The 26,148-nt window shown below is 70.7% G+C and carries 22 protein-coding genes and 1 pseudogene; 10 read left to right on the forward strand and 13 right to left on the reverse strand.

Translation table 11 applies throughout. From position 1 onward, the window contains the following. The first annotated feature begins 36 nt into the window (after positions 1-36). Together hemB and ACS5PM_RS07260 are read left to right on the forward strand one after the other, a co-directional pair. Complete coding sequence (gene hemB / locus ACS5PM_RS07255) at positions 37-1,038, forward strand: porphobilinogen synthase (protein ID WP_439386921.1); 1,002 nt, start codon at positions 37-39, stop codon at positions 1,036-1,038. A gap of 22 nt (positions 1,039-1,060) precedes the next feature. Next, positions 1,061-2,167, forward strand: coding sequence for a magnesium transporter CorA family protein (locus ACS5PM_RS07260; RefSeq protein ID WP_439386922.1), 1,107 nt, complete (start codon positions 1,061-1,063; stop codon positions 2,165-2,167). A gap of 4 nt (positions 2,168-2,171) precedes the next feature. Here ACS5PM_RS07260 and ybeY read toward each other — a convergent pair whose 3' ends face one another. The 3 genes from ybeY to ACS5PM_RS07275 are packed head-to-tail and all read right to left on the reverse strand — an operon-like array spanning position 2,172 to position 5,929. Beyond that, positions 2,172-2,633 carry an rRNA maturation RNase YbeY gene (ybeY, locus tag ACS5PM_RS07265; RefSeq protein WP_439386923.1) on the reverse strand — a complete coding sequence of 154 codons (462 nt, stop codon included), beginning with the start codon at positions 2,631-2,633 and terminating at the stop codon, positions 2,172-2,174. Then, positions 2,630-3,586 (reverse strand): PhoH family protein, encoded by a 957-nt coding sequence (locus tag ACS5PM_RS07270; protein WP_439386924.1) that lies wholly within the window; start codon positions 3,584-3,586, stop codon positions 2,630-2,632. The genes ybeY and ACS5PM_RS07270 overlap by 4 nt, the downstream gene beginning before the upstream one ends. A gap of 60 nt (positions 3,587-3,646) precedes the next feature. Next, complete coding sequence (locus ACS5PM_RS07275) at positions 3,647-5,929, reverse strand: YncE family protein (protein WP_439386925.1); 2,283 nt, start codon at positions 5,927-5,929, stop codon at positions 3,647-3,649. Positions 5,930-6,115: 186 nt separating this feature from the next. Here ACS5PM_RS07275 and ruvA point away from each other — a divergent pair, with 186 nt between their 5' ends. Further along, entirely contained in the window at positions 6,116-6,688 is a 573-nt protein-coding gene (ruvA, locus tag ACS5PM_RS07280) for a Holliday junction branch migration protein RuvA (protein WP_439386926.1), read from the forward strand. Positions 6,689-6,846: 158 nt separating this feature from the next. Next, positions 6,847-8,949, forward strand: coding sequence for a TonB-dependent receptor (locus ACS5PM_RS07285; RefSeq protein WP_439386927.1), 2,103 nt, complete (start codon positions 6,847-6,849; stop codon positions 8,947-8,949). 6 nt (positions 8,950-8,955) lie between these two features. Here ACS5PM_RS07285 and ACS5PM_RS07290 read toward each other — a convergent pair whose 3' ends face one another. The 3 genes from ACS5PM_RS07290 to ACS5PM_RS07300 all read right to left on the reverse strand — a co-directional run bounded on the left by ACS5PM_RS07290 (position 8,956) and on the right by ACS5PM_RS07300 (position 10,876). Then, positions 8,956-9,390 carry a copper chaperone PCu(A)C gene (locus tag ACS5PM_RS07290; RefSeq protein ID WP_439386928.1) on the reverse strand — a complete coding sequence of 145 codons (435 nt, stop codon included), beginning with the start codon at positions 9,388-9,390 and terminating at the stop codon, positions 8,956-8,958. A 16-nt stretch (positions 9,391-9,406) separates the two neighbouring features. Continuing rightward, positions 9,407-10,387, reverse strand: a complete 981-nt coding sequence (locus tag ACS5PM_RS07295) for a transporter (protein ID WP_439386929.1) — start codon at positions 10,385-10,387, stop codon at positions 9,407-9,409. 108 nt (positions 10,388-10,495) lie between these two features. After that, positions 10,496-10,876 carry a DUF2946 family protein gene (locus tag ACS5PM_RS07300; protein ID WP_439386930.1) on the reverse strand — a complete coding sequence of 127 codons (381 nt, stop codon included), beginning with the start codon at positions 10,874-10,876 and terminating at the stop codon, positions 10,496-10,498. Between the two features lie 38 nt (positions 10,877-10,914). Here ACS5PM_RS07300 and ruvB point away from each other — a divergent pair, with 38 nt between their 5' ends. Then, the gene (gene ruvB / locus ACS5PM_RS07305; RefSeq protein WP_439386931.1) at positions 10,915-11,988 is read left to right on the forward strand and encodes a Holliday junction branch migration DNA helicase RuvB; all 1,074 of its coding nucleotides are present in this window, start codon (positions 10,915-10,917) and stop codon (positions 11,986-11,988) included. Between the two features lie 66 nt (positions 11,989-12,054). On the opposite strand, the gene ACS5PM_RS07310 is transcribed toward ruvB, so the two are convergent. After that, positions 12,055-12,990 (reverse strand): hypothetical protein, encoded by a 936-nt coding sequence (locus ACS5PM_RS07310; protein ID WP_439386932.1) that lies wholly within the window; start codon positions 12,988-12,990, stop codon positions 12,055-12,057. A 131-nt stretch (positions 12,991-13,121) separates the two neighbouring features. Between ACS5PM_RS07310 and ACS5PM_RS07315 the strand changes: the two genes are divergently transcribed. The 4 genes from ACS5PM_RS07315 (at position 13,122) to ACS5PM_RS07330 (ending at position 18,622) form a co-directional block, all read left to right on the forward strand. Further along, positions 13,122-13,700 (forward strand): RNA polymerase sigma factor, encoded by a 579-nt coding sequence (locus ACS5PM_RS07315; RefSeq protein ID WP_439386933.1) that lies wholly within the window; start codon positions 13,122-13,124, stop codon positions 13,698-13,700. A gap of 48 nt (positions 13,701-13,748) precedes the next feature. Next, the gene (locus ACS5PM_RS07320; protein ID WP_439386934.1) at positions 13,749-14,321 is read left to right on the forward strand and encodes a carboxypeptidase-like regulatory domain-containing protein; all 573 of its coding nucleotides are present in this window, start codon (positions 13,749-13,751) and stop codon (positions 14,319-14,321) included. Further along, positions 14,305-17,160 carry a CHAT domain-containing protein gene (locus ACS5PM_RS07325; RefSeq protein ID WP_439386935.1) on the forward strand — a complete coding sequence of 952 codons (2,856 nt, stop codon included), beginning with the start codon at positions 14,305-14,307 and terminating at the stop codon, positions 17,158-17,160. Before ACS5PM_RS07320 ends, ACS5PM_RS07325 begins: the two co-directional genes overlap by 17 nt. 130 nt (positions 17,161-17,290) lie before the next feature. Then, a complete protein-coding gene (locus tag ACS5PM_RS07330) occupies positions 17,291-18,622 on the forward strand; it encodes a S8 family serine peptidase (protein ID WP_439386936.1) in 1,332 nt (443 codons plus the stop codon). 59 nt (positions 18,623-18,681) lie between these two features. Here the strand turns inward: ACS5PM_RS07330 and ACS5PM_RS07335 are convergent, their stop codons facing one another. Further along, positions 18,682-19,065: a hypothetical protein gene (locus ACS5PM_RS07335; RefSeq protein WP_439386937.1), complete on the reverse strand. Its 384-nt coding sequence runs from the start codon at positions 19,063-19,065 to the stop codon at positions 18,682-18,684. Between the two features lie 225 nt (positions 19,066-19,290). Here ACS5PM_RS07335 and ACS5PM_RS07340 point away from each other — a divergent pair, with 225 nt between their 5' ends. After that, positions 19,291-20,406 (forward strand): hypothetical protein, encoded by a 1,116-nt coding sequence (locus ACS5PM_RS07340; protein ID WP_439386938.1) that lies wholly within the window; start codon positions 19,291-19,293, stop codon positions 20,404-20,406. A 54-nt stretch (positions 20,407-20,460) separates the two neighbouring features. On the opposite strand, the pseudogene ACS5PM_RS07345 reads toward ACS5PM_RS07340, so the two are convergent. The 5 genes and pseudogenes from ACS5PM_RS07345 to ACS5PM_RS07365 all read right to left on the reverse strand — a co-directional run. After that, a pseudogene (locus ACS5PM_RS07345) lies at positions 20,461-21,531 on the reverse strand (sterol desaturase family protein); the annotation flags it as partial. A 102-nt stretch (positions 21,532-21,633) separates the two neighbouring features. Then, complete coding sequence (locus ACS5PM_RS07350; RefSeq protein ID WP_439386939.1) at positions 21,634-22,272, reverse strand: histidine phosphatase family protein; 639 nt, start codon at positions 22,270-22,272, stop codon at positions 21,634-21,636. Continuing rightward, complete coding sequence (locus ACS5PM_RS07355; RefSeq protein WP_439386940.1) at positions 22,272-22,610, reverse strand: DUF1840 domain-containing protein; 339 nt, start codon at positions 22,608-22,610, stop codon at positions 22,272-22,274. Before ACS5PM_RS07355 ends, ACS5PM_RS07350 begins: the two co-directional genes overlap by 1 nt. A gap of 44 nt (positions 22,611-22,654) precedes the next feature. Beyond that, positions 22,655-24,787, reverse strand: coding sequence for an EAL domain-containing protein (locus ACS5PM_RS07360; RefSeq protein WP_439386941.1), 2,133 nt, complete (start codon positions 24,785-24,787; stop codon positions 22,655-22,657). Beyond that, the gene (locus ACS5PM_RS07365) at positions 24,787-26,067 is read right to left on the reverse strand and encodes a cyclic di-GMP phosphodiesterase (RefSeq protein ID WP_439386942.1); all 1,281 of its coding nucleotides are present in this window, start codon (positions 26,065-26,067) and stop codon (positions 24,787-24,789) included. The genes ACS5PM_RS07360 and ACS5PM_RS07365 overlap by 1 nt, the downstream gene beginning before the upstream one ends. Positions 26,068-26,148 lie beyond the last annotated feature (81 nt).

Consider the following 26,148-nt stretch of genomic DNA (forward strand, 5'->3'; position numbering starts at 1 on the left):
CGGTCACAAATTTAGCCCTTGCGGCGTCCCCTTTTCATGCTGCCAGCCTATCCCGCCAGCCGCCCCCGGCGCCTTCGCCGAGATGCCTTCAGCCGAGCCCTGGTGCGCGAGCATTCGCTGGCATCTTCGGACTTGATCTACCCGGTGTTCGTGCTGGATGGCGAGCAGCGGCGCGAGGCCGTCGCGAGCATGCCCGGCGTCGAGCGCCTGAGCGTGGATCTGCTGTTCGCGCAGGCCGAATCCTGCTTGTCGCTGGGTGTGCCGGTGATGGCACTTTTCCCGGTCATCGACCCGGCGCTGAAGACACCCGACGGCAGCGAAGCCACCCGGCCCGATGGCCTCGTCCCGCGGGCCGTGCGGGCGCTGAAGGAGCGCTTTCCCGAACTGGGCCTGCTGACCGACGTCGCGCTCGATCCCTTCACCAGCCACGGCCAGGACGGCCTGCTCGACGAGCGCGGCTACATCATCAACGACGAGACCGTGCAGGTCCTGGCGCGACAGGCCGTGGTGCAGGCCGAGGCCGGCGTCGACATCGTCGCTCCGTCGGACATGATGGACGGCCGCATCGGGGCCATCCGCTCGGCGCTCGAATCGGCGGGCCACATCCACACGCGGATCATGGCCTACAGCGCGAAGTACGCGAGCGCCTTCTACGGTCCCTTCCGCGACGCGGTGGGCTCGGCCAGGAACCTCGGCAAGAGCGACAAGAAGACCTACCAGATGGACCCGGCCAACAGCGACGAGGCGCTGCGCGAAGTGGCGCTGGACATCGCCGAAGGCGCCGACATGGTGATGGTGAAACCCGGCATGCCCTACCTGGACATCGTGCGCCGGGTGAAGGACGAGTTCCGCATGCCGACCTTCGCCTACCAGGTCAGTGGCGAGTACGCGATGCTCAAGGCCGCGGCTGCCAACGGCTGGCTGGACCATGACGCGGTGATGATGGAATCGCTTCTCGCCTTCAAGCGCGCGGGCGCGGATGGCGTGCTCACCTACTTCGCGCTCGACGCTGCGCGGCTGCTCAGGCCAGGCGCCTGAAGGCGTCATCCAAGGGCCGCCGATGCGCATCTTCCACATCACGGCCGACCGCTTCGCCGAATGCGAGGAGCTGCCCGAGCAGCTGCCTCCGCAAGGCTTCCTCTGGATAGGCAGCGGTCGGCGCGAGTTCGAGGTCCAGCGCGAGCTTCTGCAGGGCCGGCTGCAGCGCTGGGTCGGCGCGGGCATCGTCGACCTGCACGTCAGCGACCTGCTCAACAACCAGCTGCCGTCGCACTTCGAAGACACCTCCTGGTACGACATGCTGGTCTTCCGGCGGCTCGCCGCCGCCAGCGCGGGAAGAAACCTCTTCGTCGACGACGAGCACGGCACGCTCGCCTCGGCCCGGCGCGCACTGGACGCGATCGACACCAGCCCCGTGGGCTTCGTCGTCTTCGACCGTGTGCTGTTGACCGTGCATCCCACCGAGTGCTCGGTCCGCGAGCACTTCGCACGGCGCCTGACGCAGCATTCGCAGGAGTCCGACCTGCGCGGCACGGGCCGCCTGCCCAGCAGCCCGGCCGACCTGATGCTGCGCATGCTGAACTTCATGGTCGACAGCTACCTGGACCTGCGGCGCCTGCTCACGCGCCAGCTCACCACCCTGCAGAACGAGCTGCTCGATCCCAAGGGCCACTTCCGCGACTGGCAGGTGCTCCTGGCCAGCCGCAATGCGCTGAACGTGCTCGAGGACACCTGCGAGGATCAGCGCGCGGCGGTGCAGGAGTGGATAGACGCGCTGGACGAATGGCCGATCCAGGCCGATGACAGCGCAGCCAGGCGCGAGCGCGAGCTGCTGCGGGTGCGCTCACGGGACGTGCTCGAGCACATCGAGCGCGTGCTCACGCATGTGCGAAGGCTGGAGTCCTCGGCGGAGGCCGCCGTCCAGATGCACTTCTCGGCGCTGAGCCACCGTACCAACGACATCATGCGCACGCTCACCGTGCTGACCGCGATCTTCCTGCCGCTGAACCTGATCACCGGGATCTTCGGCATGAACTTCGAGGTGATCCCGCTGACGCACGCGGTGACCGGATTCTGGGTCGCCATCGGCATCATGGCCGCCACCGCCCTCGGCCTGGGCGCCTTCTTCTGGCGAAAGCGCTACCTGGGGACGCACGTCCGGCCGTGAGGCCTCAGCGGCGCTTGCGGTAGGGGTCCTTCAGGCCCAGGGCGAGCAGGATCTGGGTCTCGCGGGCCTCCATGGCCTCGGCGTCTTCTTCGCTGGTCTCGTGCTCCCAGCCCTGGGCGTGCAAGGTGCCATGCACCAGCAGGTGGGCGTAATGGTCGGCGACCGCGATGCGCAGCTCCCGGGCCTCGCGCGCGACCACCGGCGCACACAGGATGAGGTCGGCCTGGACCACCGGCTCCCGCAGGTAGTCGAAGGTGAGCACGTTGGTCGCGTAGTCCTTGCCGCGGAACTCGTGGTTGAGCGTGCGGCCCTCGTCTTCGTCGACGATGCGCACGGTGATTTCGCCCGGCGTGGCCAGGGCCGAACGCACCCAGCGCGCCACCCGATGGCGGGGCAGCTGGTCGCGATGGCGAGGGTCGGCGAACTGCAGGCTCAGGGCCAGCGAAGGGCGTGCGACTCGACTCACGAGGGAGCCTTCTGCTGCGCCTCGTAGGCCTCGACGATGCGTGCCACCAGCGGATGACGAACCACGTCGGTGGAGGTGAAGCGCGTCATGGCTATGCCCTTGACCGTCTTCAGCACCTCGGCCGCATCGACCAGCCCGCTGGGCATGCCGCGCGGCAGGTCGATCTGGCTCACGTCGCCGTTGACCACCGCCTTGGAGCCGAACCCGATGCGGGTGAGGAACATCTTCATCTGCTCGGGCGTGGTGTTCTGCGCCTCGTCGAGGATGACGAAGGAGTGGTTCAGCGTGCGCCCGCGCATGAACGCCAGCGGTGCGACCTCGAGCAGGCCCTTCTCGAAGGCCTTGGTGACGCGGTCGAAGCCCATCAGGTCGTACAGCGCGTCGTACAGCGGGCGCAGGTAGGGATCCACCTTTTGCGTCAGGTCGCCGGGCAGGAAGCCCAGGCGCTCGCCGGCTTCCACCGCCGGGCGCGTCAGCAGGATGCGTTGCACGCCGCTGCGCTCCAGCGCATCCACGGCGCAGGCCACCGCGAGGAATGTCTTGCCGGTGCCGGCCGGGCCGATGCCGAAGGTAATGTCGTGCGAGAGGATCTGCCGCAGGTACTGGACCTGGTTGGGCGTGCGGCCGGTCAGGTCGGCGCGCCGCGTGTGGAGCACGATCTCGCCGTCTTCGCCCAGTGCCACGTTGGCCGAGGCGGGCCGGCGCAGGTCATCCAGTGCCAGCTGCAGGGTCTCGGCATGGAGCGGCTTCTTCGCCCGCTCGTAGAGCGACACCAGCAGCGCCAGCGCTCGCTCCGCATCGCGCTTGGCCCCCTCGACGCGGAAGGTGCCCTGCCGGTGCGTGATGGTCACCGGCAGCGCCGCCTCGATCGCGCGAAGGTGCTCGTCGAGCGCTCCGCACAGGTGCGAAAGACGAGTGTTGTCGAGCGGGGTGAAGGTGTGGCGGAGGATCAAGAGCCGGGCTCGCGGTTCGGTCGAGCCCGGCATTGTCCGGCAAACGCCGGCTGGCCGGGCTCAGGGGCCGACCGGGATGAAGACCAGCTTGGGATCCGTCGTGGTCGCCACGAGCATCAACGCATCGCCGGTGAAGACCAGGTTCTGCCCCGCCAAGGTCTGGGCGTAGCCGGCGACCTTGTACTTGCGAAGCAAGGCCCCTGTCTTGCTGTACAGGCAGATGTCGTAGTCCTCGTAGGTGCCCGACACGCCGCCCGCGACGCGGCCGTCGCTGGCGGCCTCGACGCTGGTCGGCCAGATGGTCACCGGCGGCAGGTGCCCGATGGCCGAGAGGGTCGTCGCGTCAAAGGTCTTGAACACGTACGGCGCGCCGTTGTTCGAGGTGCTGCTGGCCGTGTACAGCGTCGCGCCATCGGCCGACACGGCGATGTCGTCGCCGTCGCTTCCCACATCCATCGAACTCGGTATCGGCGTGGTCAGCAACGCGCCGCCAGCGGCAGCGGTGTAGTCGGCCACATAGCCGCCGGCGCTGGCCGGGCTCAGGCCCCAGTTGATGTAGTAGAGATGCGAACCGTCGCGCGACGCCGTCATGTGATAGCGCAAACCGGTCGCGAGTGAAACCACGGCACCGTCGCTCGCACGGTAGGCGGTGCCATCGCCTCCGAGAAGAACCTCGACGCCGGTGACGCGCGTCGCCACCAGCGTGTAGCCGGCGTCCGTCGGGCCGCTGGTCGTGATGGTCCGGGTCCTGGCCATCGTGTTGAGGTCGATCACCGCGATGCGCTTGAAGCCTTCATCGACCACATACAGGTTGCGGCCGTCGGTGCCGACGGCCATGTCCCGCAGGGTGTTGCCCACCCCCGTGATCGTCGCGACCTTGGCCCCGGTGTAGGCGTGATAGACGTCGATCGTCGACGTGCCATCGTGGGCGTAGACATATGGCCGGACCGGGTCGTTCGCTATGCGGATGTAGTTGACCCCCGTCTTGGTCACGACCGCCGCCGGCGTGCTCGCTCCCTTCCACAAACCCACGCGCACCGTCGCGTTGGCGATCTTGGAGTCCGAGGTCTTGATCGTCACGGTCGCGATCGAGAGCGAATCGGTGGCCACAGCCGCGGGATTCGCCGTCAGCACCAGATTGCCGCCCGCCACGCCGCTGGAGGTCACCGACAGCCAGGACTTGTCGGAACTGGCGGTCCAGGCCACCGCCTGCCCGAAGTTCTCGTTCACCTTGATCGTGCGGGTCAGGCGCGACCAGGAGGGCGTCGAAGCGAGCGCTACGCCATCCTCGCTGGCGTGGAGCCGATGCCCGTCCACCTTGAGCGCCACGCTCACCTGCTGCTCGACGAGGTCTCCATTGACGTGGGCGACGAAGGTCAGGGTCGCGCTGGACTGGCCCTGGCCCGCTGCCGCGAAATCCGGCGTGAAGGAGACGTCCTGCGGCGCGGATGAGACCGTGCCGCTGGTGGCGCTCGGGATCAGCCAGGCCGGGAACGATTGCAGCTCCCACTCGTACGCGTTGCCGTCGGTTCCCAAGCTGAGTTGCAGCGTCTGCGCACCGGCGTCCCGGCCGGTGGCCCCCCCGAACGACAGGCTCGTCGACGACACGCTCAGCGAAGTGGAGGTGAGGGTGAAGGTCACCGGGATCGTGATCGACTGCCCGTCGGTCGAGGTGATGACGATGCTGCCGGCATGAGTTCCGGAGGCCAGCCCGCTGTCATCGACATCGACGTCGATCTGCGCCGGGCCCGTCCCGCTGGCGTTGCCGATCCTGATCCAGCCCTGCGGGCTGCTGGCCGTCCAACTCAAGCCCTCGCCCGACACGCTGAAGTGCACCGTCTCCGGCGCAGCCGCACCGTTGACGCCTTCCATGGCGATCGTCGGCATGTCGGTTCGAAGGCGGGCCACGACCTTGTAGGTCACCACGATGGGCGTCGAGTCCAGCACATTGCCCTTGTCGTCCACGGCGCCGAAAAGCAGGTGGGCCGTGTGTTCGCCGGGCGTGGTCGGCGATGCGGCGCCGATCGTCAGCTGGTAGGACGGCGCTGCGCCGGCCAATTCGGCGCCTACCCAGTCCTCGGCCGGATACGCCGGGTCGTAGGCCAGGCCGACATCGGCGATGCCGTGTCCGGTCACCTGCACGTTCAGGGTCTGGGGCGCCGGATATTCATCCTCATAGGTGTCCGCCAGGGCAACCGTCGAGCGGTCGACAGTGACCGTCGCCGCGGGGCCGTCGCTGCCGCCGCCCCCACCGCAGGCCGACAGCACCGTGGCGATGGCCAAGGCGGCGAATACGCGAACACGCCAACCCGCCTGCGCGAGGCGCGGGAAATACGAAATCATGGATCCCTCCGTGGATGCGACCGGGGCGTCGCTTTTTCGAAACCAGGCGCTGGCGCCCTGCCGACGCCTTGCGTCGTCGGCCCTCCCTTTACAAATCCTAACCGAGAGGCCCCGAATCTCGATGAGCAGTTCTCATCGAATTGCTCAAGCGCGCACGCTCGCCGCCCAACCCGATAATCCGCCGCCATGATCGGCCGACTCACTGGAATGCTGGCGGAGAAATCGCCGCCCTTGGTGCTCATCGACGTCAATGGCGTCGGCTATGAGGTCGACGTGCCGATGAGCACGTTCTACAACCTGCCGGCCCTCGGCGAACGCGTCACCCTGCTGACCCACCTGGTGGTGCGCGAGGATGCGCACCTGCTTTACGGATTCCTCACCGCCGCGGAACGCAGCACCTTCCGCGAGCTGGTCAAGATTTCGGGCATAGGGCCACGCACCGCGCTGTCGGTGCTGTCGGGTTTGTCGGTGGCCGAGCTTGCCGCCACCGTATCGCGCCAGGAGGGCGGGCGCCTGCAAAAGGTGCCCGGCATTGGCAAGAAGACCGCCGAGCGCTTGCTGCTGGAGCTCAAGGGCAAGCTGGCCCCCGAGCTCGGCTCGCCGGCCGCGCAGGTGGTTTCCGACGCCCAGGCGGACATCGTGCAGGCGCTGATCGCGCTGGGCTACAACGAGAAGGACGCGGCGGCGGCGCTGAAGAAGCTGCCGGCGGACGTGGGCGTGAGCGAGGGCATCAAGCTGGCGTTGAAGGCGCTGGCGTGAGGCGCAGAGCCGGGCGGTGAGGACTGGCCTCCCGTTCAGGCGGCTTTGCAAAATTCCTGCAATGGGCGGGCCGTAGGCTTCGCGGGTGAATCGCTCGCGACGCATCCGCCGCGGCTGGACGGGCGTATCTGCAGCACACCGCCCGCGAGACCGCCTCGATGCTCCACGCCCCCTTTCGCCGCAGGCCGCTCGCGGCCTTCCTGTTCGCCGCATGGGCGGGCCACGTCGCCGCCCAGTCGGCCAGCAACGACGACACCCTCACCGTGGCCGCTGCCCAGCAGATCGAGGTCATCGGCCGGCACTACGACAACGCCATCGGCATGAGCGACGCGGCCTCGCAAGGCACGATCCGCGCGGAGCTGCTGAGAAGCCGCCCCGCCCTGCGTCCCGGCGAGGTGCTGGAGTTCGTGCCCGGCCTCATCGTCACCCAGCACTCGGGCGACGGCAAGGCCAACCAGTACTTCCTGCGCGGCTTCAACCTCGACCACGGCACCGACTTCGCGACCACCGTCGCCGGGATGCCGGTCAACATGCCCAGCCATGCGCATGGCCAGGGCTACACCGACCTCAACTTCCTGCTGCCGGAGCTGGTCGACCGCATCGACTACCGCAAAGGCCCGTACTTCGCCACGCACGGCGACTTCGCCTCGGCCGGCGCCGCCGACATCGTCTACAAGACCCGGCTCGATGCGCCCTTCGCGCAGCTCACGCTGGGCGAGAACGGCTATGCGCGCGCCGTCGGAGCCGCCTCGTTCGACTTGTCCACGGGCGGCACGCTGCTCGGCGCCGTGGAAACGATGGTCAACGACGGCCCGTGGACCGTGCCCGAGGGCCTGCGTCGGAACAACGCCTTGCTCTCCTATGCGCAGGGCTCGCGCCAAGGCGGCTGGTCCGCCAGCCTCATGGCCTACGACGCGCGCTGGACGGCCACCGACCAGGTGCCGCAATCCCTCATCGACCAGGGCCGGCCCGACGGCACGCCCTTCGGCCGCTTCGATTCACTGGATCCGACCGACGGCGGCAGCACCTCGCGCTACAGCCTCTCGGGCGAATGGCACCGGCGCGGCGATGAAGGCGACACGCAGGTGTCGGCCTATGCCATGCGCTACCGCCTGAAGCTCTTTTCCAACTTCACCTACGCGCTGGAGCGCCCGGACACCGGCGACCAGTTCTCGCAGCAGGATGCCCGCACGGTGTGGGGCTTCAAGGCATCTCACGGCTTCTCGCACACGCTCGCCGGCCTGGACGCCTTCAGCGAATTCGGCCTGCAGCTGCGCCACGACGATGCGACGGTCGGCCTCTTCGGCACCGAGCGCCGCGCCCTCATCGGCACCACACGCGTCGATGACGTGCAGGAGACGATGGTCGGTGTGTACGGCCAGACGCAGCTCACGCTCACGCCCTGGCTGCGCAGCGTCATCGGACTGCGTGGCGACCACGTGCGCTTCCATGTCGACAGCCTCGGCAGCGCCGCCAACTCCGGCCGCACATCGGACCAGCAGCTGTCACCGAAGCTCTCGCTGATCGCCGGCCCCTGGGCCCGGACCGAGTTCTTCTTCAACGCCGGCCGCGGCCTGCACAGCAACGACGCGCGCGGCACGACCGCCACGGTCGACCCGAAGACCGGCGACCCGGTGGACAAGGTGCCGGGCCTCGTCGCCTCGCGCGGCATCGAGTTCGGCCTGCGCACCGAGGCCATCAAGGACCTGCAGAGCTCGGTCGCGCTGTGGCAGCTGAAGTCCGATTCGGAGCTGGTCTACGTCGGCGATGCCGGCGCCACCGAGGCCAGCGGCGCGAGCACGCGCCGCGGCATCGAGTGGAACAACCGCTGGACGCCCGGCGAGCACTTCCTGCTCGATGCCGACCTGGCGTGGACGCACGCCCGCTTCGACAACGCAGACCGCATCCCGAACGCCGTCGACTCCGTCGCCTCGGTCGCGGCCGCGGTCAGGAACATCGGCCCCTGGTCGGCCAGCCTGCAGTGGCGCTGGCTCGGCCCGGGTGCGCTGGTGGAGGACAACTCGGTGCGGTCGTCGCCCTCTTCGACCTTCAACCTGCGCATCAGCCGAGCCCTGCGCGACTGGCTGCAGCGCGACGCCGAGCTGACGCTGGACGTCTTCAACCTGCTCGACGCGAAGGTCGACGACATCCAGTACGTCTACGAATACCGGCTGCCGGGCCAGCCGACCTCGGAGACCGGCAAGGTGATCCACCCGGCCGAGCCTCGCAGCGCGCGGCTCACGCTGCGGGTCGCGTTCTGAACCCGGCTATTGCCCCAGCGCCTTCACCGGCGCGGTGACCTGCAGCGTCTCTTTCTGGCCGCCCTTGCCTTCGATGGTCAAGGTCAACGGCACCTTGTCACCCGCCTTGAGCTGCTGCTTCAGCCCCATCAGCATGACGTGGTAGCCGCCGGGCTTGAGCTCGACAGCCTGGCCGGCAGGCAAGTCGAGCGAGGGCACGGCGCCCATCTTCATCACGCCGCCGTCCATCTTCATCTCGTGCACCTCGACGGTGGCCGCCACCGGCGAGCTCACGCCCACCAGCTTGCCGCCCTCGGCCGAGGTGATGCGCATGAAGGCACCGGAGGCCTGCTGCTGCGGGACGGTGCCGCGCGCCCAGGCGTCGGCAACCGTGGTGGCGGCATGAGCGGTTCCCAGCGCCGCGAAGAACGTGGTGGCGGCGATGACGGAGTTGAACTTCATGGCTTTGTCCTTGGAGTCAGAAGGAATGGGTCCAGCCGGCGGCGAGGCTGGCGGAGGGAACGAGCTGGACGCCGTTCACCCGCTGCACAACGGGCACTTGCACCAGGCCGTAGACGACGTCGTCGTGACCAAGCGAAACACTCACGCCCGGCGAGAGGCTGAGGCTGGTGCTGCCGCTGTTGTCCGGTTCGGCTTCGGCGCCCCGATCGCGGCCGCGCCAGCTGGCATTGGCCTGCAGCAGCAGGCTCCACGCCGGGGACATGGCATGGGCCCAGCCGAAAGACAGGTCGACCCGGTCGCCGGGGCGGTAGCCCTCGCTTTCGCCGAAGGCGTGGGTCCAGGTGGCTTGCAGGTTCAGGGCGTCCGCGAAAGTGACGACCCAGCGGGCCGATGCACCGAGCACGCCGGCCGTCGTGCCCGTGCCCGGCTGCAGGCTGCGCTCGGCCACCGCACCTTCGGCATTGGCTACGTCGTGGCTGCCGGTCGGCAGCTGCAGCCCGGCGGTGAGCGCCCAGGCGAAATCGGCATCAGCCGCGACCGGCGCCTGCCAGCGGGCGAGCGCCTGCACGTCGCCCAGGCGGGTGAAGCGCCAGCGCTCGCGCGCGCCGAGCTCACCCGTCTCCTCGTCGATCAGGTCGTGCAGATGGTCGCGGTGCATCACCGGCAGGCGCAGGGCCAACGACCATTGCGGGCTGAGCGCGTAGTCCAGCGTCGTGACCAGGTTGGTGCTGCGGGTGTGGCGTTCCACGGCCTCCTCGCCCTCGGGCAGTTCGTCGGGCGAGAGGGTGTGGCTGCCGTGGCGCAGCTTGTCCTGGTCGATGGTCTCGACACGCAGGTCGACGCTCCAGCCCTGGTGATCCCAGGTGCCCAGGGCGAAGCGGTCGTTCAGGAGGTTGCAGAAGGCGGCGCCGCAGGAGGCGTGCGCCAGCGGGACGCAGAGCAGGGTCAGGGCGGCGGCGAGGGCACGCGGCCGCGCAAGGCAGACAAGAGGCTGCATGGGAGGGGTCTTTCGTCGATGCAGCCCGCGAACGCGCGTGGGATCGAACGCGAGCACGCGGGCAAGAGCCGGACCGGCGCGCGAAGGCGGCGCCGGGAACTGTGAAGCTCAGGCGATCGACGGCGGCCCGCGGGGCCGGGAGGATGTCCACGCGAACAGCGGGCGCGGCGAGGCGCCGAACAGGCGCGGCAGGCCCTCTCGCAGGGTCGGCAGCGGCAAGGCCGCGGGCGACGTGGGCGGCAGCAGTGCGACGCCGGCCAGGCTGCACAAGGGGCAATGGTCCAGGTGCGCATCGGCCAGCACGGGTGCCGGGGACTCGCTGCCGGTCGCCACGCGTTTGAGGCCGCTGGGCGTGCAGACCTCGGCCAGCTCGGCGCTGCCCGTGGCTTGAGCCAGCAGGCGCGACACCGTCGGCAGCAGTGCGAGCGCGGCGATCGCCAGCAGGGCGAAGGCGGTGAGCTCACGGAGGTGGCGGCGCAGGGTCAGCACCGGGCGATTCTAGTTTTGGCCAGGGCGATAATCGCTGTATGTCCATCCAGACCGACGACTTCGGCCTGCCCGAGCGCCAGGCGGCGCCGCGCATCATCACCGCCAGCGCGGCCTCGCCGCAGGAGGAGGCGCTCGAAAGGGCGCTGCGGCCCAAGGGCCTGGCGGAGTACGTCGGCCAGGCCAAGGCCCGCGAGCAGCTGGAGATCTTCATCGGCGCCGCGAAGAAGCGCAGCGAGGCGCTCGACCACGTGCTGCTCTTCGGCCCGCCCGGCCTCGGCAAGACGACCCTGTCGCACATCATCGCCAACGAGCTGGGCGTGAACCTGCGCCAGACCAGCGGCCCGGTGCTGGAAAAGCCCAAGGACCTGGCCGCCATCCTGACCAACCTCGAGCGCCACGACGTGCTCTTCATCGACGAGATCCACCGCCTGTCGCCGGTCGTCGAGGAGATCCTCTACCCCGCGCTGGAGGATTACCAGATCGACATCATGATCGGCGAGGGCCCGGCGGCCCGCTCGATCAAGCTGGACCTGCAGCCCTTCACCCTCGTCGGCGCCACCACCCGCGCCGGCATGCTGACCAACCCGCTGCGCGACCGCTTCGGCATCGTGGCCCGGCTGGAGTTCTACACGCCCGAGGAGCTGGCCCGCATCGTCGGCCGCTCGGCCGGCCTGCTCGAGGCGCCCATCGATCCGAGCGGCGCGATGGAGATCGCCCGCCGTTCACGCGGCACGCCGCGCATCGCCAACCGCCTGCTGCGCCGCGTGCGCGACTACGCGGACGTCAAGGGCAACGGCCACATCGACAAGCCCACCGCCGACGCCGCGCTGAAGATGCTCGACGTCGATCCGGTGGGCTTCGACGTGATGGACCGCAAGCTGCTCGAGGCGGTCGTCCACCGGTTCGACGGCGGCCCCGTGGGCCTGGACAACGTGGCGGCCGCCATCGGTGAAGAGCCGGGCACGATCGAGGACGTGATCGAGCCCTACCTGATCCAGCAGGGCTACCTGCAGCGCACCCCGCGCGGCCGCGTGGCCACGGTGATGGCCTATCGCCACCTCGGCCTCACCCCGCCGGTGCGCGGCGGTGGCGACCTGTTCGAAGCCAGCTGAGCGGCGTGCGCGCCGCAGCGACGCGCAGAGCTCTCGACCAGACCGGCAGCCCTGTGCGCCTGGCTTTCACGGCGCGCGCGGGTTCAGACGATCGGCGGCCCCGACCGGGAACGGGGAGCCCAGCACCACCGCCTTGCCCTGCACGCGGTTGCGCGCCTGGCATTCCTTGTCGCATTCCTTGGCCGACGGCGCGACTTCCACCGCGTCCTCGCCCATCACCATGCCCATGCGGCCGCCGCTCTTGACATCCCAGCGCGAGACGCCGCCGCAGTGACTCACCGTCACCGGCTGGCCGAAGCGGTTGATGATGGTGTTGGGGCAGGTCGGCTCGCTGCGGCGCGTGGCCAGCTGCGGGCTGTCGCGGCCGACGAACTTCGGCGAGAAGTCGTTGCCGAAATTGACCCGCGCCGTCACCGTCATGAAGACGTCGCCGAAAGGCAGCTGATCGCCCTCGCGCTCGCGGAAGTTCCGGTTGTCGAAGTAGAAGGGCGTCAGGTTCTGGTTGGCCGGGTTCGTGGCCAGCGTGTGGGTGAACAACGTGGCCTGGCCGTCGTCGCGCTCGACTTCCATCTGGAAGATGCCGCCCTGCGCGCAGTCCTTGGCCTGGATCTTCATGTCCACCTTGCCCTGGCGGCGGATCACCAGATCGCCGTCCTTCAGCTCCAGCTCCGCCGGGCCGGACAGGACCGCACCGCGCAGGTCGGGCACCTTGCTCTCGAACACCGGCGTGCGCACGCCACCGGTGATGTCCAGCGCGTTGGCGGCTCCGGTCATGGCGTAACGGCGCACGGCAAAGGTGGCCGAGTCGATCTCGAACTCCACGTACTTGCCGCGCACGGCAAAGCTCGTGCCGAGTTGGGCCGCCGGGACGTCGACCTTCACGTTGCCGCTGTAGCCCAGGGCACTGAAGCCTCCGCCCTTGCAGGCCGCGGAAGTGGCGGCGAAAGCCGGCGCTCCAGCCAGGCCGGCGGCGAGCACCAAAGTCGTCAGACGAAAGAACATGCAGTCACTCCTTCAAACAGGATCACGGGATGGGGATGACCCACAGAGCGGCCGCCTGTGCTTGAGATACATCAACCTTTCCGGCACCTCGCTTGCACTCACAATGCCGCCCACGCTGTGCTTCACCCGCCTTGACCGCCTCGTCCGACCTCGATGACACCCAGCTGATAGAGCGCTGCCGCAGTGGCGACGCCTCCGCCTGGGGCGCGCTCGTCTCGCGCTACCAGCGCCTGGTCTACGCCATCGTCACCCGCATGGGGCTGGACGAACACGCGGCGGCGGACGTCTTCCAGACGGTGTTCGAGAAGCTGATGCGCCACCTCGGCGGCCTGCGCGAACCCGACCGGCTGCAGGCCTGGATCGTCACCACGGCCAAGCGCGAAGGCCTCGCGGCGCGGCGCGCCGGGCAGCGGCACGTGTCCATGAGCCGGGCCGACGAAGCGGATCCGGAGGGCCACGAGGAATGGGACATCGCCGACGAGACCCCTCGCGCCGAGGAGCAGCTGGAGGGACTGCAGGAGTTGCATCGGCTGCGCGTGGCGCTGGACCGGCTGGACGAACGCTGCCGCGAGCTGCTGCTGCTGGTCTTTCGCGACGAGGACGACCGCCTGGGCTACGATGAAGTCAGCCGCCGGCTGCAGCTGCCGGTGGGCAGCATCGGGCCGACGAGGTCCCGCTGCCTGGGCAAATTGCGCAAATTGCTGCCGTGATCTGCCTCGTCACTTGTATTTGCTGGTGAGCACCGCGCTCTGTCCCGCATGGATGCCGATCGCACCCCCGACCCGCTGAAGCAGCTCGCCGACGATGAACTGCTCGCCCGCCTGCCCGCGGCCGCCGCGCTGCCGGATGCGCCGGCCGCCTGGGTGCAGCGCGCCATCGAGGCCTGGCAGCCCTCGCTCTCGGTCCGCCTGGCCGAGGCCGCGCAGGGTCTGCGTGAACAGGTCCAGGCCTGGCTGCGCTTCGACAGCTGGACAGCGGCGCCCCTGGCAACCGGGCTGCGCTCCACCGGCACCTCGGCCACGCGGCAACTGATCTTCAGCGCCGAAGGCCGCGACGTCGACCTTCGCATCGTGCCGGCCGAAGGCTCGCACTTCAGCGTCAGCGGCCAGGTGCTGGGTCCGGACGAGCGCGGCACGATCACCCTGGCCCGCGAAGACGGCACCGCCGCCCGCGAGGCACCGCTGGACGACTTCGGCGAGTTCCACCTGCCGGCCGTCGAGCCCGGGCGCTACCGGCTTCGCCTCGTGCTGCCGACGCAGGAGGTGCAGCTGCCGGCCTTCGACGTGGGCGGCCCGATCCGCTTCGTCGGCAAGGATGGCGACCCCGCCTGAACCCGCGGCGCTGGCCCAGGCGCTGATGAACGGCGGCCCGCTGCCAGCGGCGCCGGACGAGCCGGACGAGGCCATCGCCCTGGCCTGGGCCCTGAAGGACGCCTGCTACGCCGCCTGGAGCAGCGAGCCGCGGCGCGCGGTCGACGCCGCCGCCAGGCTCCACGACTGGCTGGCTCGCCTGCAGGCGAGCCGTGGCGACGGCGACTGGCGCGAGGTGCGCGCCCTGGCCCACTGGACCCGGGGGATCGCCGAGGTGACCGATGGGCGCATGACCGAGGCCGTGGCCTCCTTCGATGCCGCGGCCACTGATTTCGACGCGTTGCAACAACCCGGTCCCGCCGCCCAGACCCAGGTGCCCAAGATCATGGCCCTCGGCATGCTGGGCCGCCACGCCGAGGCCCAGGCCTGCGCCGAGCGGACCCAGGCCGCCTTTGTCGGGCAGGGCAACTGGCACGCCGCGGCCAAGGTCGGCCTCAACCTGGGCAGCCTGAACCTGCGCCAGGATGACTACGCCCCGGCGGCGCGGCACTACCGCGAGGCGGCGAGGCTGTTCGCCCGCGCCGGGGACAGCGAGCATTCGGTGATGGCCGACATCGGCCTGGCCGACGCGCTGACCGCCCAGGGCGATCTCGACGAGGCCGAGCGCATCTACACCCGGGCCGGTGTGCGGGCCGCGGCGCACGGGCTGCCCGTGCTGGGGGCGCTGGTCCATGAATCGATGGCCCTGCTCGATCTTTCGCGCGGCCGCTATGGCGCCGCCCTGGCCGGCTTCGAGCGCTCCCGCTCGGCCTACGAGACGCTGGCCATGCCTCAGCACTTGGCGATCGCCGAGAAGCAGCTGGCCGACGCCTACCTCGAGCTGCGCCTGCTGCCCGAGGCCGAGCGGCTGCACGGGCTGGCCCTGTCCCAGTTCGACGCGCTGCAGATGCCCGACGACCGGGCCTGGACGCTGGCGCAGCTGGGCCGAGGCCGCGCACTGCAGGGTCGGGCCGCGCAGGCCGGTGCAGCCTTCGACGAGGCCCTGGCCCTGTTCGACGCCGAGGGCAACGCCGCCGGCCGGGGGGCCGTTGCGCTGGCCCGCGCCGAACTGGCCCTGTCGCAACAGGACGCTGCCGCGGCGCTGGAGGCCGCGCAGGTCGCCTTCGCCGCCTATGCCGATGCCGGCGCCGACGATGGCGCGGCACGCGCCGCCCTGGTCAGGGCCGAGGCCCTGCGCCTGGCCGGCCGGCCGGCGAAGGCGTTCGAAGCCTTCGATGCGGCGCTCGGCCAGGCGCGCCAGCAGCGGCGCCTGGCGGCCGAGGTGCGGGCCCTCGTCGGGCGCTCCCTGGCCGAGCAGGCCCTGGGCCGGGACGCCGCCGCGCGAGCCGGCTTCGAGGCCGCCGTCGCCTTGTTCGAGGACCTGCGCCTGGCACTGCCGGGCGACGAGATCCGCCGCGCCTTCCTGGCCGACCAGCTGCGGCCCTATCGCGCTCTGCTGCACTACGCCTTGGCGGATCACGAGCGCGAACCCACGCCGGCGCATGCGGAGGCGGTCCTGCTCGCGGCCGACCGCCTTCGGGCCCGCACGCTCAGCGAGCGCCTGGCCGTCGTCGCGCAGGCCGAGGCGCCGGCGGACGCGGACACGGCCGCGCTGCGGGCGCGGGTGAGCTGGCTGGCGCGACGCGCCGAGGGCCTGCAGGACGACGACGACGTGCCCTCGCCGGCCCTGCGCGAGGAACTCCAGGCCAGCGAGCAGAGCCTGCTGGAGCGGGTGCGCCGCCAACGCCTGGCCGCGGCCACGCCAGCCGCCACCAGCGATGGCCTGGACGCCCGGCGCCTGGCCGCGACGCTGGGCCCCGGCGACGCCCTGCTCGAGTTCGCCCTCGACGGCGACGAACTCTTCGCCTGCCTGGTCCGCCCCGACGGCATCGACGTGCATCGCCGGCTCGCGAGCTGGCCCGACGTCTTGCAGGCGGTGCAGGCAGCGCGCTTCCAGCTGGAGGCGCTGGGCCACGGTGCCGCCGCATCGCTGCAGGACAGGCTGCCCACCCTCGCCGCCCGCTGCGACGCCCGGCTGGCGCAGGTCCACGCCCTGGTGTGGGCGCCGCTGGAGCCGTTGCTCCACGGCGTACGGCGGGTCCTGCTGGTCGCGCCGCCGCCCTTGTCCGCCCTGCCCTTCGGCGCCCTGCATGACGGACAGGCGCCGCTGGCCGCCCGCTTCGAGCTGGCCTGGGTACCGAGCGCCGCTCACGCCGCCTCGGCTTCGCAACGCGTTCCGTCCAGTTCCCCCGGCGCCGCTTTCGTGCTGGGCGAATCCAGCCGGCTGCCGCATGCCGGCGCCGAGGCGCGGGAAGTGGCCGCGGCCTTGCCGGGTGCCACCTTGCGGCTGGACGCCGAGGCCACGATAGTCGCCCTGCGCTCGCCGGACGCCGCCGCGGCCGGGCTGCTCCACCTGGCGTGCCATGCCCAGTCCCGCACCGACAGCCCCACCTTCTCGGCGCTGCACTTGGCCGATGGAGCCCTCACCGCCGAGCAGGTGGAGGCCCTGCGCTTGTCGGCCCGGGTGGTGGTGCTGAGCGGATGCGAGACGGCCGCCGGCGACGATGCGATCCGGGCCGGCGGCGGGGACGAATGGGTCGGCCTGGTCCGCGCCTTCCTGCTGGCCGGCGCCGGCCGGGTGGTGGCCAGCCTCTGGCCGGTCGATGACCGGATCACCGCCGGCTTCATGTCCCACCTGTATGCCGCGCTGGCCGCCGGCACCTCGCCGGCAGCGGCCCTGCGGCACGCGCAGCTGACCTGGCGGACCGAGCATCCCCACCCCTTCCACTGGGCTGCCTTCGCGCTGTACGGAGGCCTTTGAACGTGCCCTCAGCCATTTGTTGAGCCCCGGCAGGAACGATCGAGGGGAACCCACCGTACGCTCGTGTATCAACCCGGTGCGCGCCGCCTCTGTTGCGCGTCGAAGACCGTTGACCGAACCGAGGTGGCCCATGCGCATCGTCAGAACTTCCCGTGCCCGTCCCGCTCCGCCATCCCGCCTGCTGCGGGTGACCCTGGGCGTCACACTGGGCGTGCTGAGCCTCGCGGCCAGCGCGAAGGACCCCAGGGACCCTTATCTTCCCGGCGAGATCCTGGTGCGCCTGCATTCGGCCGCCAACATAGGCCCGCTGATGGCCCAGCACCACCTGAGCCTGGTGTCGCAGTCGGGCCAGCGGCCCTTGTTCAGGCTGGACGTGCAGGACGGCATGTCCGTGCCCGACAAGGTCACTGAGCTGCTGCTGGACCCGGAGGTCATCGCCGCCGAGGCCAACGTGCAGCCGCGTTCGCCGGAGGCACGCAAGAACGTGGTCTGGGCCATAGGCTCGGAGACGGAGTACCACGAGCAATGGGCGCCGGCCGCCATGCGCCTGGCCCAGGCCCAGGCCATCACCCAGGGGGCCGGCGTGCGCGTGGCGGTGCTGGACACCGGCGTCGACCCGACCCACCCGGCCCTGGCCGGCAAGCTGCTGCCCGGCCATGATTTCGTCGACGACGACGGCGACCCGAGGGAGGAAGGCACGAAGGACGACCCGGGCTTCGGCCACGGCACGCACGTGGCGGGCCTGGTCGCCCTGACCGCGCCGGCGGCCCGGATCCTCCCGGTGCGGGTGCTGGACCCGGCCGGCCGCGGCAACGTGTGGATGCTGCAGACCGCCCTGCTGTATGCGATGGACCCGGACGGCAACCCGGCCACGGACGACGGTGCACACGTCGTCAACATGAGCCTGGGGACGCTGGACCGCACCCGCATCATGGACGCCGTGATGACGCTGGCCGCCTGCGTGATCCCCAAGCAGACCGCCCAGCCCGACACCGACTACAGCGACCCCGGCTACGACGCCGACAAGGCGCGCTGCGCCGCCAGGCACGGCGCCGTCATCCTGGCCGCGGCGGGCAACGAGGGCAGCCGCCGGGCCAAGGAGTACCCGGCCGCCGAGGGCCTCTACGGCCTTGCCCCCGTGGGCGCCACGGCCGAGGACCACCGCTTCGCCGACTTCAGCAACAAGGGTTCCTGGGTGGACATCGCCGCGCCCGGAGACAAGATCACCAGCACCGTGCCGGGCGGCGGCTACGGCACCTGGAGCGGAACCTCCATGGCCTCGCCGCTGGCGGCCGGTGTCGCGGCCCTGGTGCGCGCCCAGTCGCCGAGGCTCAAGCCCAAGGACGTCGCGCGGCGCCTGGAGGATTCGGGTGCGCAGATGTGCGGCGACACCAACACCGTGCAGGTCGACGCGCTCGCCGCCGTCACGAACCAGGTGGCCCCGCCCCTGACCTGCAAATAGCTCCTGCGCAAACAACAAGGCGGCCTCGAGGGCCGCCTTGTTCATGGTGAAGGCCGCGATCAGCGCTGGCGGCAGTTCACGGTCTTGCTGGCAACGACATTGCCGTTGGCGTTCAACAGCTTGCCGGTCGCCTGGCCGTTCACGATGAAGTTCTTGGCGATCTCGGTCGCCCCCTGCCGGACGTCACGGCGGTTCGAATCGAAGTCGAATTCCACCTCGTCGCCGACGGTGTGCTTCGGCAGGCTCTGGGCACTGTTGGCGCCGGAGACCAGCACCGCGGAGTAGTTGCCCGAGGCCAGGTTGCTGCCGTCGACGGAGGCCCTCGAGCGATCGGAGCGGACCTCGCAGGTGACGCGCAGCGCGGCGCTGGCATCGACGGCGAACACGCTCAAGGCGGACAGCGTGGCGAGCAGGGTCAGGGTGCGGGACAGGGTCTGAGACATGGCTTTCTCCAGTGATGGTGGTTGGTGAGGGTTCGTCAGGGACATGGGACCGAAACCTTCCGGGGCTCGGTCTCCCACAGAGCACCTTCTCGAAAGCCAGATACATCAGACGTGAAATCCTGCCCGTGAAGGACATGCGTACCACTGGGGTGCTAGGGATGCTTTGTGCGGCGCGCCCTTCCTACAGTCCCCGCGCATCCACCAACGACCACAGGGGGCCCTTCCATGGATTCATCCTTCGCCACGTTTTCCCGCTGCAGCGCCGTGCTGCTCGGGCTGATCGCCGTTTGCGCCCACGCCGGCCTGCCGCGCTACAGCTGCGAGCACCTGGCCGCCACGGGCGACGGCCGGTACGCCGAGCCGAACGCGATCAACAAGTACGGCCGCGTGGTCGGCACGGCCTCGTTTTCCATCGGCGGCGGCCACTGGCAATGGGGCGCCGTCCACTGGAAGGACGGCAGCCACGCGACGCCGCTCGATCCCCTGCTGCCGCCCGGCTACATCGGTGCGCAAGCCCATTCCATCAACGACAACAACCTGATCGTGGGCATCGCCCAGCCCGAGTGCGACGAGGACTGCTGGATCACCCACCCGGTGGCCTGGCATGGCACCACCGCCACGCTGCTTTCGCTGCCGCCGGGCAGCCTCTCGGGCCGGGCCTACGCGGTCAACCGGCACGGTCGCATCGTCGGCCGCTACTCTCTGCCCGACTCGTTCACGGAGCACGCCGCGATGTGGCACGGCGGCCGACTGCGCGATCTGGGGACGCTCGGCAGCCGCAAGAACCGCGACTGGCAGGACAGCACCGCCACCGCCGTCAACGAAACCGGCACCATCGTCGGCTTCAGCGACACGGACGACTTCCAGACGCATGCCGCGCGGTGGGATACCGACGGCCAGGTGCACGATCTCGGCGGCCTGCCCGGACTGCTCGAATCGCAGGCCTGGTCCATCAACAGCAGCGGCCTGGTCGTCGGCAACTCCATGCACTGGCAGGGCAGCGACCGGCTCACGCATGCGGTCGCCTGGGTCGACGGCAGCGTCGTCGACCTGGACCCGCAGGCGCCGGCCGACGCGCGCAGCACGGCCACTCAGGTCAACGACCAGGGCGCCATCGTCGGCTACAAGCTCAAGCCGAATGGCACCGTGGCAGCGCTGTACTGGCCGCGCTGGGACCACAAGGCGGTCCACCTGGCGGACCTGGTCGACGGCGACTGCCATGCAGGCGGGGAATCCTTCAGCCTCGGCTACACGCACGGCATCAACGACAGCGGCGCCATCGTGTCCACCGGCCAGAGCGCCAGCGGCCGCACCGCGGCCTTCCTACTCACGCCCCGCTGACGCAAGCCGATCGCCGGCGCCGAGTCAGTGCGCGGCGATGCCGGCCGCTGCGGGCCCGGACCGCGGCGTGCAAAGCTCGCCGGCGATCCACAGCAGCGCCACCACGCCCGCGGCAGCAGCGGCGAGCGCGCTGCCAGCCAGCGCGTGGGCAAACCACAGCAGCCACAGCGTGGCCGCCATCGCGGCCACGAAGGCCACGCCGGCGGCCACCTGGCGTGCCGGCGTCAGCGGCAGGTCGTAGCGCTCGCGGTGCAGGTCGAAAGCTTCGCCAGGGAAGCGCTGCGCCACGTCGGCCGGCCGCCACCCGGGCGGGGCGAACCAGCGCCGGAGCTTGTCGGACCAGCGCCGCGTGTGCCAGCTGTCACGCGCCAGCTCGGCATAGAAGCTGAGGTTGGCCCAGACCGGATTCCAGCTGCGAAGCGGCTTGAGGGTGCCGTAGACGCAGGGCTCGGCGTCGTCCTCCTCGACGAAGGTGCCGAACAGGCGGTCCCACACGATCAGGATGCCGCCGTAGTTCCTGTCGAGGTACTTCTCGTTCACCGCGTGGTGCACCCGGTGGTTCGAAGGCGAGCAGAACCAGCGGTCGAACCAGCCGAGGCGGCCGATCTGCTGGGTGTGGACCCAGTACTGGTAGAGCAGGTCGACCAGCGCCACGACGCCGAAGACCAGCGGCGGGAAGCCCAGCACCGCCATCGGCAGGTAGAACAGCCAGCCGGCGATCCAGCCCGACGAGGTCTGGCGCAGCGCGGTCGAGAGGTTGTAGTCCTCGCTCTGGTGATGCACCGAATGCGCTGCCCACAGCAGCGCCATGGTGTGGCCGAAGCGGTGCAGCCAGTAGTAGCAGAAGTCGTAGGCCAGCAGCCCCACGATCCACACCCACACCGCATCGGCCGGCAGCCTGACCAGCGCGGCGTGGTCGTAGACCCAGGTGTAGAGGCCGATCGCCGCCAGCTTGGTGAACAGGCCCACCACCTGGCTCATCATCCCCAGCCCGATGCTGTTGAAGGCGTCGGCCAGGCGGTAGGTGTTGCGGCCGCGCGCCCAACCCACGGCGAACTCGACCGCGATCAGGCCGAGGAACACCGGCGTGGCCAGGACGATGACTTGGGCGGGCGTCAGGCTCATGGTGGCCCGATGATCCTGCAAGCGGCGCGGCGCCAGGAGTCGACCGAGGGAAAGTCCTGCTCGGCATCGCACGTCATCCGGGTGACGTGCGGCCGCTTCGGGTCAGAGCTCGTCCAGCGCGAGGTCGTCGTTCAGGTGCTGGGTGTCGCCCCAGCCGACCAGCGTGAAGCCCTCGGGCGTGTAGAGAAGGCGGTTGACGCCGGTGTTCGCCAGCTCCCAGGTGCGCGGCGCATTCAGCGGGATGCGCGAGGCCGCGCGGTACAGGCAGTCCAGCACGCCGCCGTGGGTGACGAGCAGCAGGGTGCGGCCGGGATGCGCGGCCGCCAGGCGGGTCGCGGTGGCGACGCAGCGCTCGTAGAAGCCGGCGAGCGTCTCGCCCCCGGGCGCGCCGAAGTCGGGTTCGCGCTTGCGCCAACGGGCGCTTTCCTCGGGCCAGCGCTGCTCGACTTCGGCGTAGGTGTGGCCCTGGAAGATGCCGAAGTGACGCTCGCGCAGGCCGGCGTCCGTGGCGAGCGGCAGGCCGGTGCGGTCGGCCACCGCCTGGGCGGTGTCGCGGGCGCGCACGAGATCGCTCGTGACGATCGCCTCCACGCCCTCGTCGGCCAGCGCCTCGGCCAGGCGCCGCGCCTGCTCCTGGCCGATGGCGTTGAGCGAGATGTCGGTCTGGCCCTGCAGGCGCGTGTCGACGTTCCAGGCCGTCTCGCCGTGGCGCACGGCGAGGATTCGGGTGACCTCGTCCACTACACGCCCCAGGTGATGGGTTCGTTGGCGGCCTGGGCTCGCTTCATCATCTCGACGAGGGGCCAGACGCGCTGGCGCAGCGAGACCTTGTCATGGCTGCCCGCAGCGGCATCGTCCTCACCGGCTTCGCGGGCCTCTTCGCCCGAGGCGCGGCGTGAGCGCGCGGCGTCGTCGGCGGCCACCGCATCGGCCAGGGCCTGGATGGCGGCCGGCATCTGGGCGGGCTCGATGATGCCTTGCGGAGTCACGTCCTTGCCGATCAGGCCCAGTACCCGGTCGCCGGTGGGCTGCAGCATGATGACGTCGCCCGCGGCCTTGCTCTTGAACTTGTAGATCATGACCTGGCGATCATCGCACGAGCGATGCCGGCCTGGGGCCGTGTTCAGCGCACGCGGGCCAGGCCGGCGCCGCCGATCTTCCGGTCCTGCGCCAGGCGCGTGACCATGCTGGCCGCATCCAGCGGCCGGCTGTGCAGGAAACCCTGCCACCCGCAGACGCCCAGGGCCAGCAGCGGCTGCCGTTGGGCCTCGGTTTCCACCCCTTCGGCATGGACGATGAGGCCGCAGGCACGAGCCGCCGTCGCCAGGGCTGATGCCAGGCCGGCATCCGGCTGGCTGCCGCGGGCCAGGCCCTGGACGATCTCGCGGTCGAGCTTGACGGCGTCCAGCGGGAAGCGGCGCAACAGCGCCAGGCTGGCCTCGCCGCTGCCGAAATCGTCGAGCACCAGTCGCACGCCCAGCTGGCGCAGGGCCTGCAGCTGGGCCAGGGCGAGCTCGGGTTCGGCACGCAGGGCGGCCTCGGTGATGTCGAGCTCCAGCAGCTCGGCGGGCCAGTCGACCGTCTGCAGCGCCGCGGCGATGCGGCGCGACAGGCCCGGCTGCAGGCATTGCCAGGGGCTGAGGTTCATGTTGATGCGCCAGACGTGGCCGGCTGCGCGCCAGCGCGCCGCCTGGTGCAGGGCCTGCTCCAGCGCCCAGTCGTCGAGGGCGCCGGCCAGCCCGGCCCGCTCGGCCAGGCCGAGGAACTGCGCCGGCGGCAGCAACCCATGTTCTCCGTCGTGCCAGCGCAGCAGCGCCTCGACGGCCTGGATCCCGCCGCTCGCGACATCCAGCCGCGGCATGTAGCGCAGGCGCAAGGACTGCCCGGCGCCGCCTTCGCGCAGGCAGCGCTGCAGGCGGGCCAGGCGCGGGCCGTCGTCGGTGCCGTGGAAGCCATGCACGCTCCAGGCCGAGCCGCCGGCGCGGCGGGCCTGCTCGAGCGCCCGCTCGGCATGGTCGAGCAGGTCCTCGGCGCACAGCCCGGCCTGCGGATAGGCTGCCACGCCGATCGACACCATCAGGCCCTCGGTGGCCAGCAGGCCGCCCGAAGCCGACCGGCCGTGGTCGACCAGCCGGCGCGCCACCGCCTCGGCCGCGGCCTCGCCGCCCTGGCGGACCAGCACGCCGAAGCGCACGCCGCCCAGCCGGGCCAGCTGGTGCTGCACCGGCACGTGGGCCCTCAGGCCCTCGACGATCTCGCGCAGCGCCCGGGCATGGGTTTGGCCGTCCAGCGCATACAGCCGGTCGCGGTCGAACTCGACGCACAGCAGCGCCAGCGGCGTGCCATCACGGCGCGAGGTGCCCACCGCATCGTCCATCTGGGTCACGAAGCCGCCGCGCTCGGGCCACTGGCTCGCCTCGTCGACGGCGCCTCCGCGCAGCAGCCGGGGGGCACCGCGGCGGTTGGCGTTGAGTTCGCGGAAGGAACAGACCCGCCCGATGGGCCGGCCGCGGCTCCACTGGGGGCGGATGTGGCGCTCGAGCTGCGCGCCGTCGAGCAGCTGGACGGTGTCGACGGCGGTCAGCAGCGCGTGCGCCTCGATCTCCGCCAGCCGCGCCAGGTAGGAAGCCGGGGCCAGCGTCTGGCTGCTCATCCAGCGCTGGATCGCCTCGTCGTCACGCTGCGTCAGCGCCGATTCGGGCAGCGACCACAGCTCGGCGAAGCGGCGGTTGAAGGAGCGGATGCGGCCGTACAGGTCGGTCACCAGGATGCCGTCGGCCGTGGCTTCGAGCGTCGCTCGCAGCTCGGCCAGCAGCGCGTCGCGCTCGCGCTCGCCGCGGTACTCCTGGCTGCGGTCGCGCAGCAGGACGAGGTAGGCGCCGACGCCGCCGCGTGGCCCTCCAGCGCCGGCAGCGCGGACGAGGTCGCCGATAGGCACGATGCGCCTGTGGACCCAGGCCGCCTGATGGTCCGGCCGCGCGAGCTCGGTGTCACTGGCCAGCCCTCCGTGGGCGCCGCCGCGCACGTCCGCCCAGAAGGCCTGGTCCTCCAGCGTGGGCAGCAGGCTGTCGGCCGGCCGGCCCTGCAGCGCCGACGCCTCCACGCCGAACCAGGCGGCGGCCGCGCGATTGGCATGCAGCACGCACGCGTCGGCCGCGTCGACGAGCCACGCCGGGTCGTCGAGGCTGTCGACGAGTTCGGCGCGCGCGCCGGCCTGGCCGGTCAGCCACGCGATGCCCGCATCCGGCGCGCTCATCACACGGGCTCTTCCTGCGCCGGCCGCGCCGACACGTCGAAGAAGTAGGCCACCCGCTGCCGAGGCGCCAGCACCTCGGCCGCGCGGGCGGGCAACTGGCTGGGCTTGAGGCTGCGGCGGATGCCGAGGTCGGGGCACTCCTCCAGGTTCAGGTGCAGGCTGCGATTGCCGCCGCGCGAGGTGTCGTGCACGCGCACCTGCGGTTTCAGCGGCCGCGAGGAGTTCACCGAGGTCACCATCGCATAGCGGTCGTCCGACAGCTGGACCAGCGAGCCGGGCGGATAGATGCCCATCATCCGGATGAAGCCGTTCAGGATGGCGGCGTCGAACTTCGCCCGCGACTGGGCGAACATGCGGGACAGCGCCTCGTGCGGCGTCAGCGACTTGCCCACGTTCGCGGCATTGCACAGGTTGTCGTACTGGTTGACCAGCGAAACGATGCGCGCGCTCATCGACATGCGCTCGGAGGTCACGCCCTTGGGGAAGCCCGAGCCGTCGGCCAGCTCGTGGTGCTGCGCGACCACCAGCAGCGAGCCCGGCGGCAGCCCCATGCGCCGCGCCTGGGTGATGCCGTGGGCCACGTGGTCGCGATACAGCGAGGCTTCGGCGTGGGTGAAGTCGTCGTGCGGCAGGCGCACGCGATCGGGCAGGTCGAGCTTGCCCATGTCGTGCAGCAGCGCGCCGGTGCCGAGGTCGGCCATCTCGGCCTCGCCGACCTGCATCGAGCGGGCCAGCAGCAGCGAGACGACGGTCACGTTGATGGCATGGGCCGACTGCCGGTCGCCGGCGGGCTCGCCCAGCACGCGCACGCACAGCTCGCCGTCCACCAGCATCTTGTCCAGCAGGGCGCGGGTCAGGGCCTGCGCGCTTTCGCGGGCACGCTCGGGTTCCCCGCTGATCGATTCGTTGATTCGCCGCAGGTCGCGGCAGGCCTCGTGGTACTGGCGCTCGCACACCCTCAGGGCGGCCGCCTCCGCCTCCGCACGGGCCTCGGCCAGGCGGCGGGCCTGCTGGGCCGGGTCTTCCTCGACCGGCGCGGCAGCAGGCTGGGCCTCGGCCACGCCGCCCGTCCCCGCGGCACCCGAGACGACCTCGGCGGGCAGGTCGCTGCGCTCCGGGCTCCAGCGGACCTTCTTCAGGCCGAGGGAGCGGATGGTCTGGATCTGCTCTGCGCTGGCGATCTTGAAGCTCGACAGCGGAAACGGATGCGACATCCATCCTCCATCGAGGTGGATGAACATGCCGATTCGCAAATCCTGCGGTTCAACGGTGCTGGTCATGTAGCGGCGTCCCTGCCCCGGGCAGGCGAGCCCGGTCTTCTTCCCTGTGAATCGGCACGCCCGACGGAAAACTTGAGACGC

This window comes from Ideonella flava, from assembly GCF_051857595.1.
Classification (GTDB): domain Bacteria; phylum Pseudomonadota; class Gammaproteobacteria; order Burkholderiales; family Burkholderiaceae_C; genus Ideonella.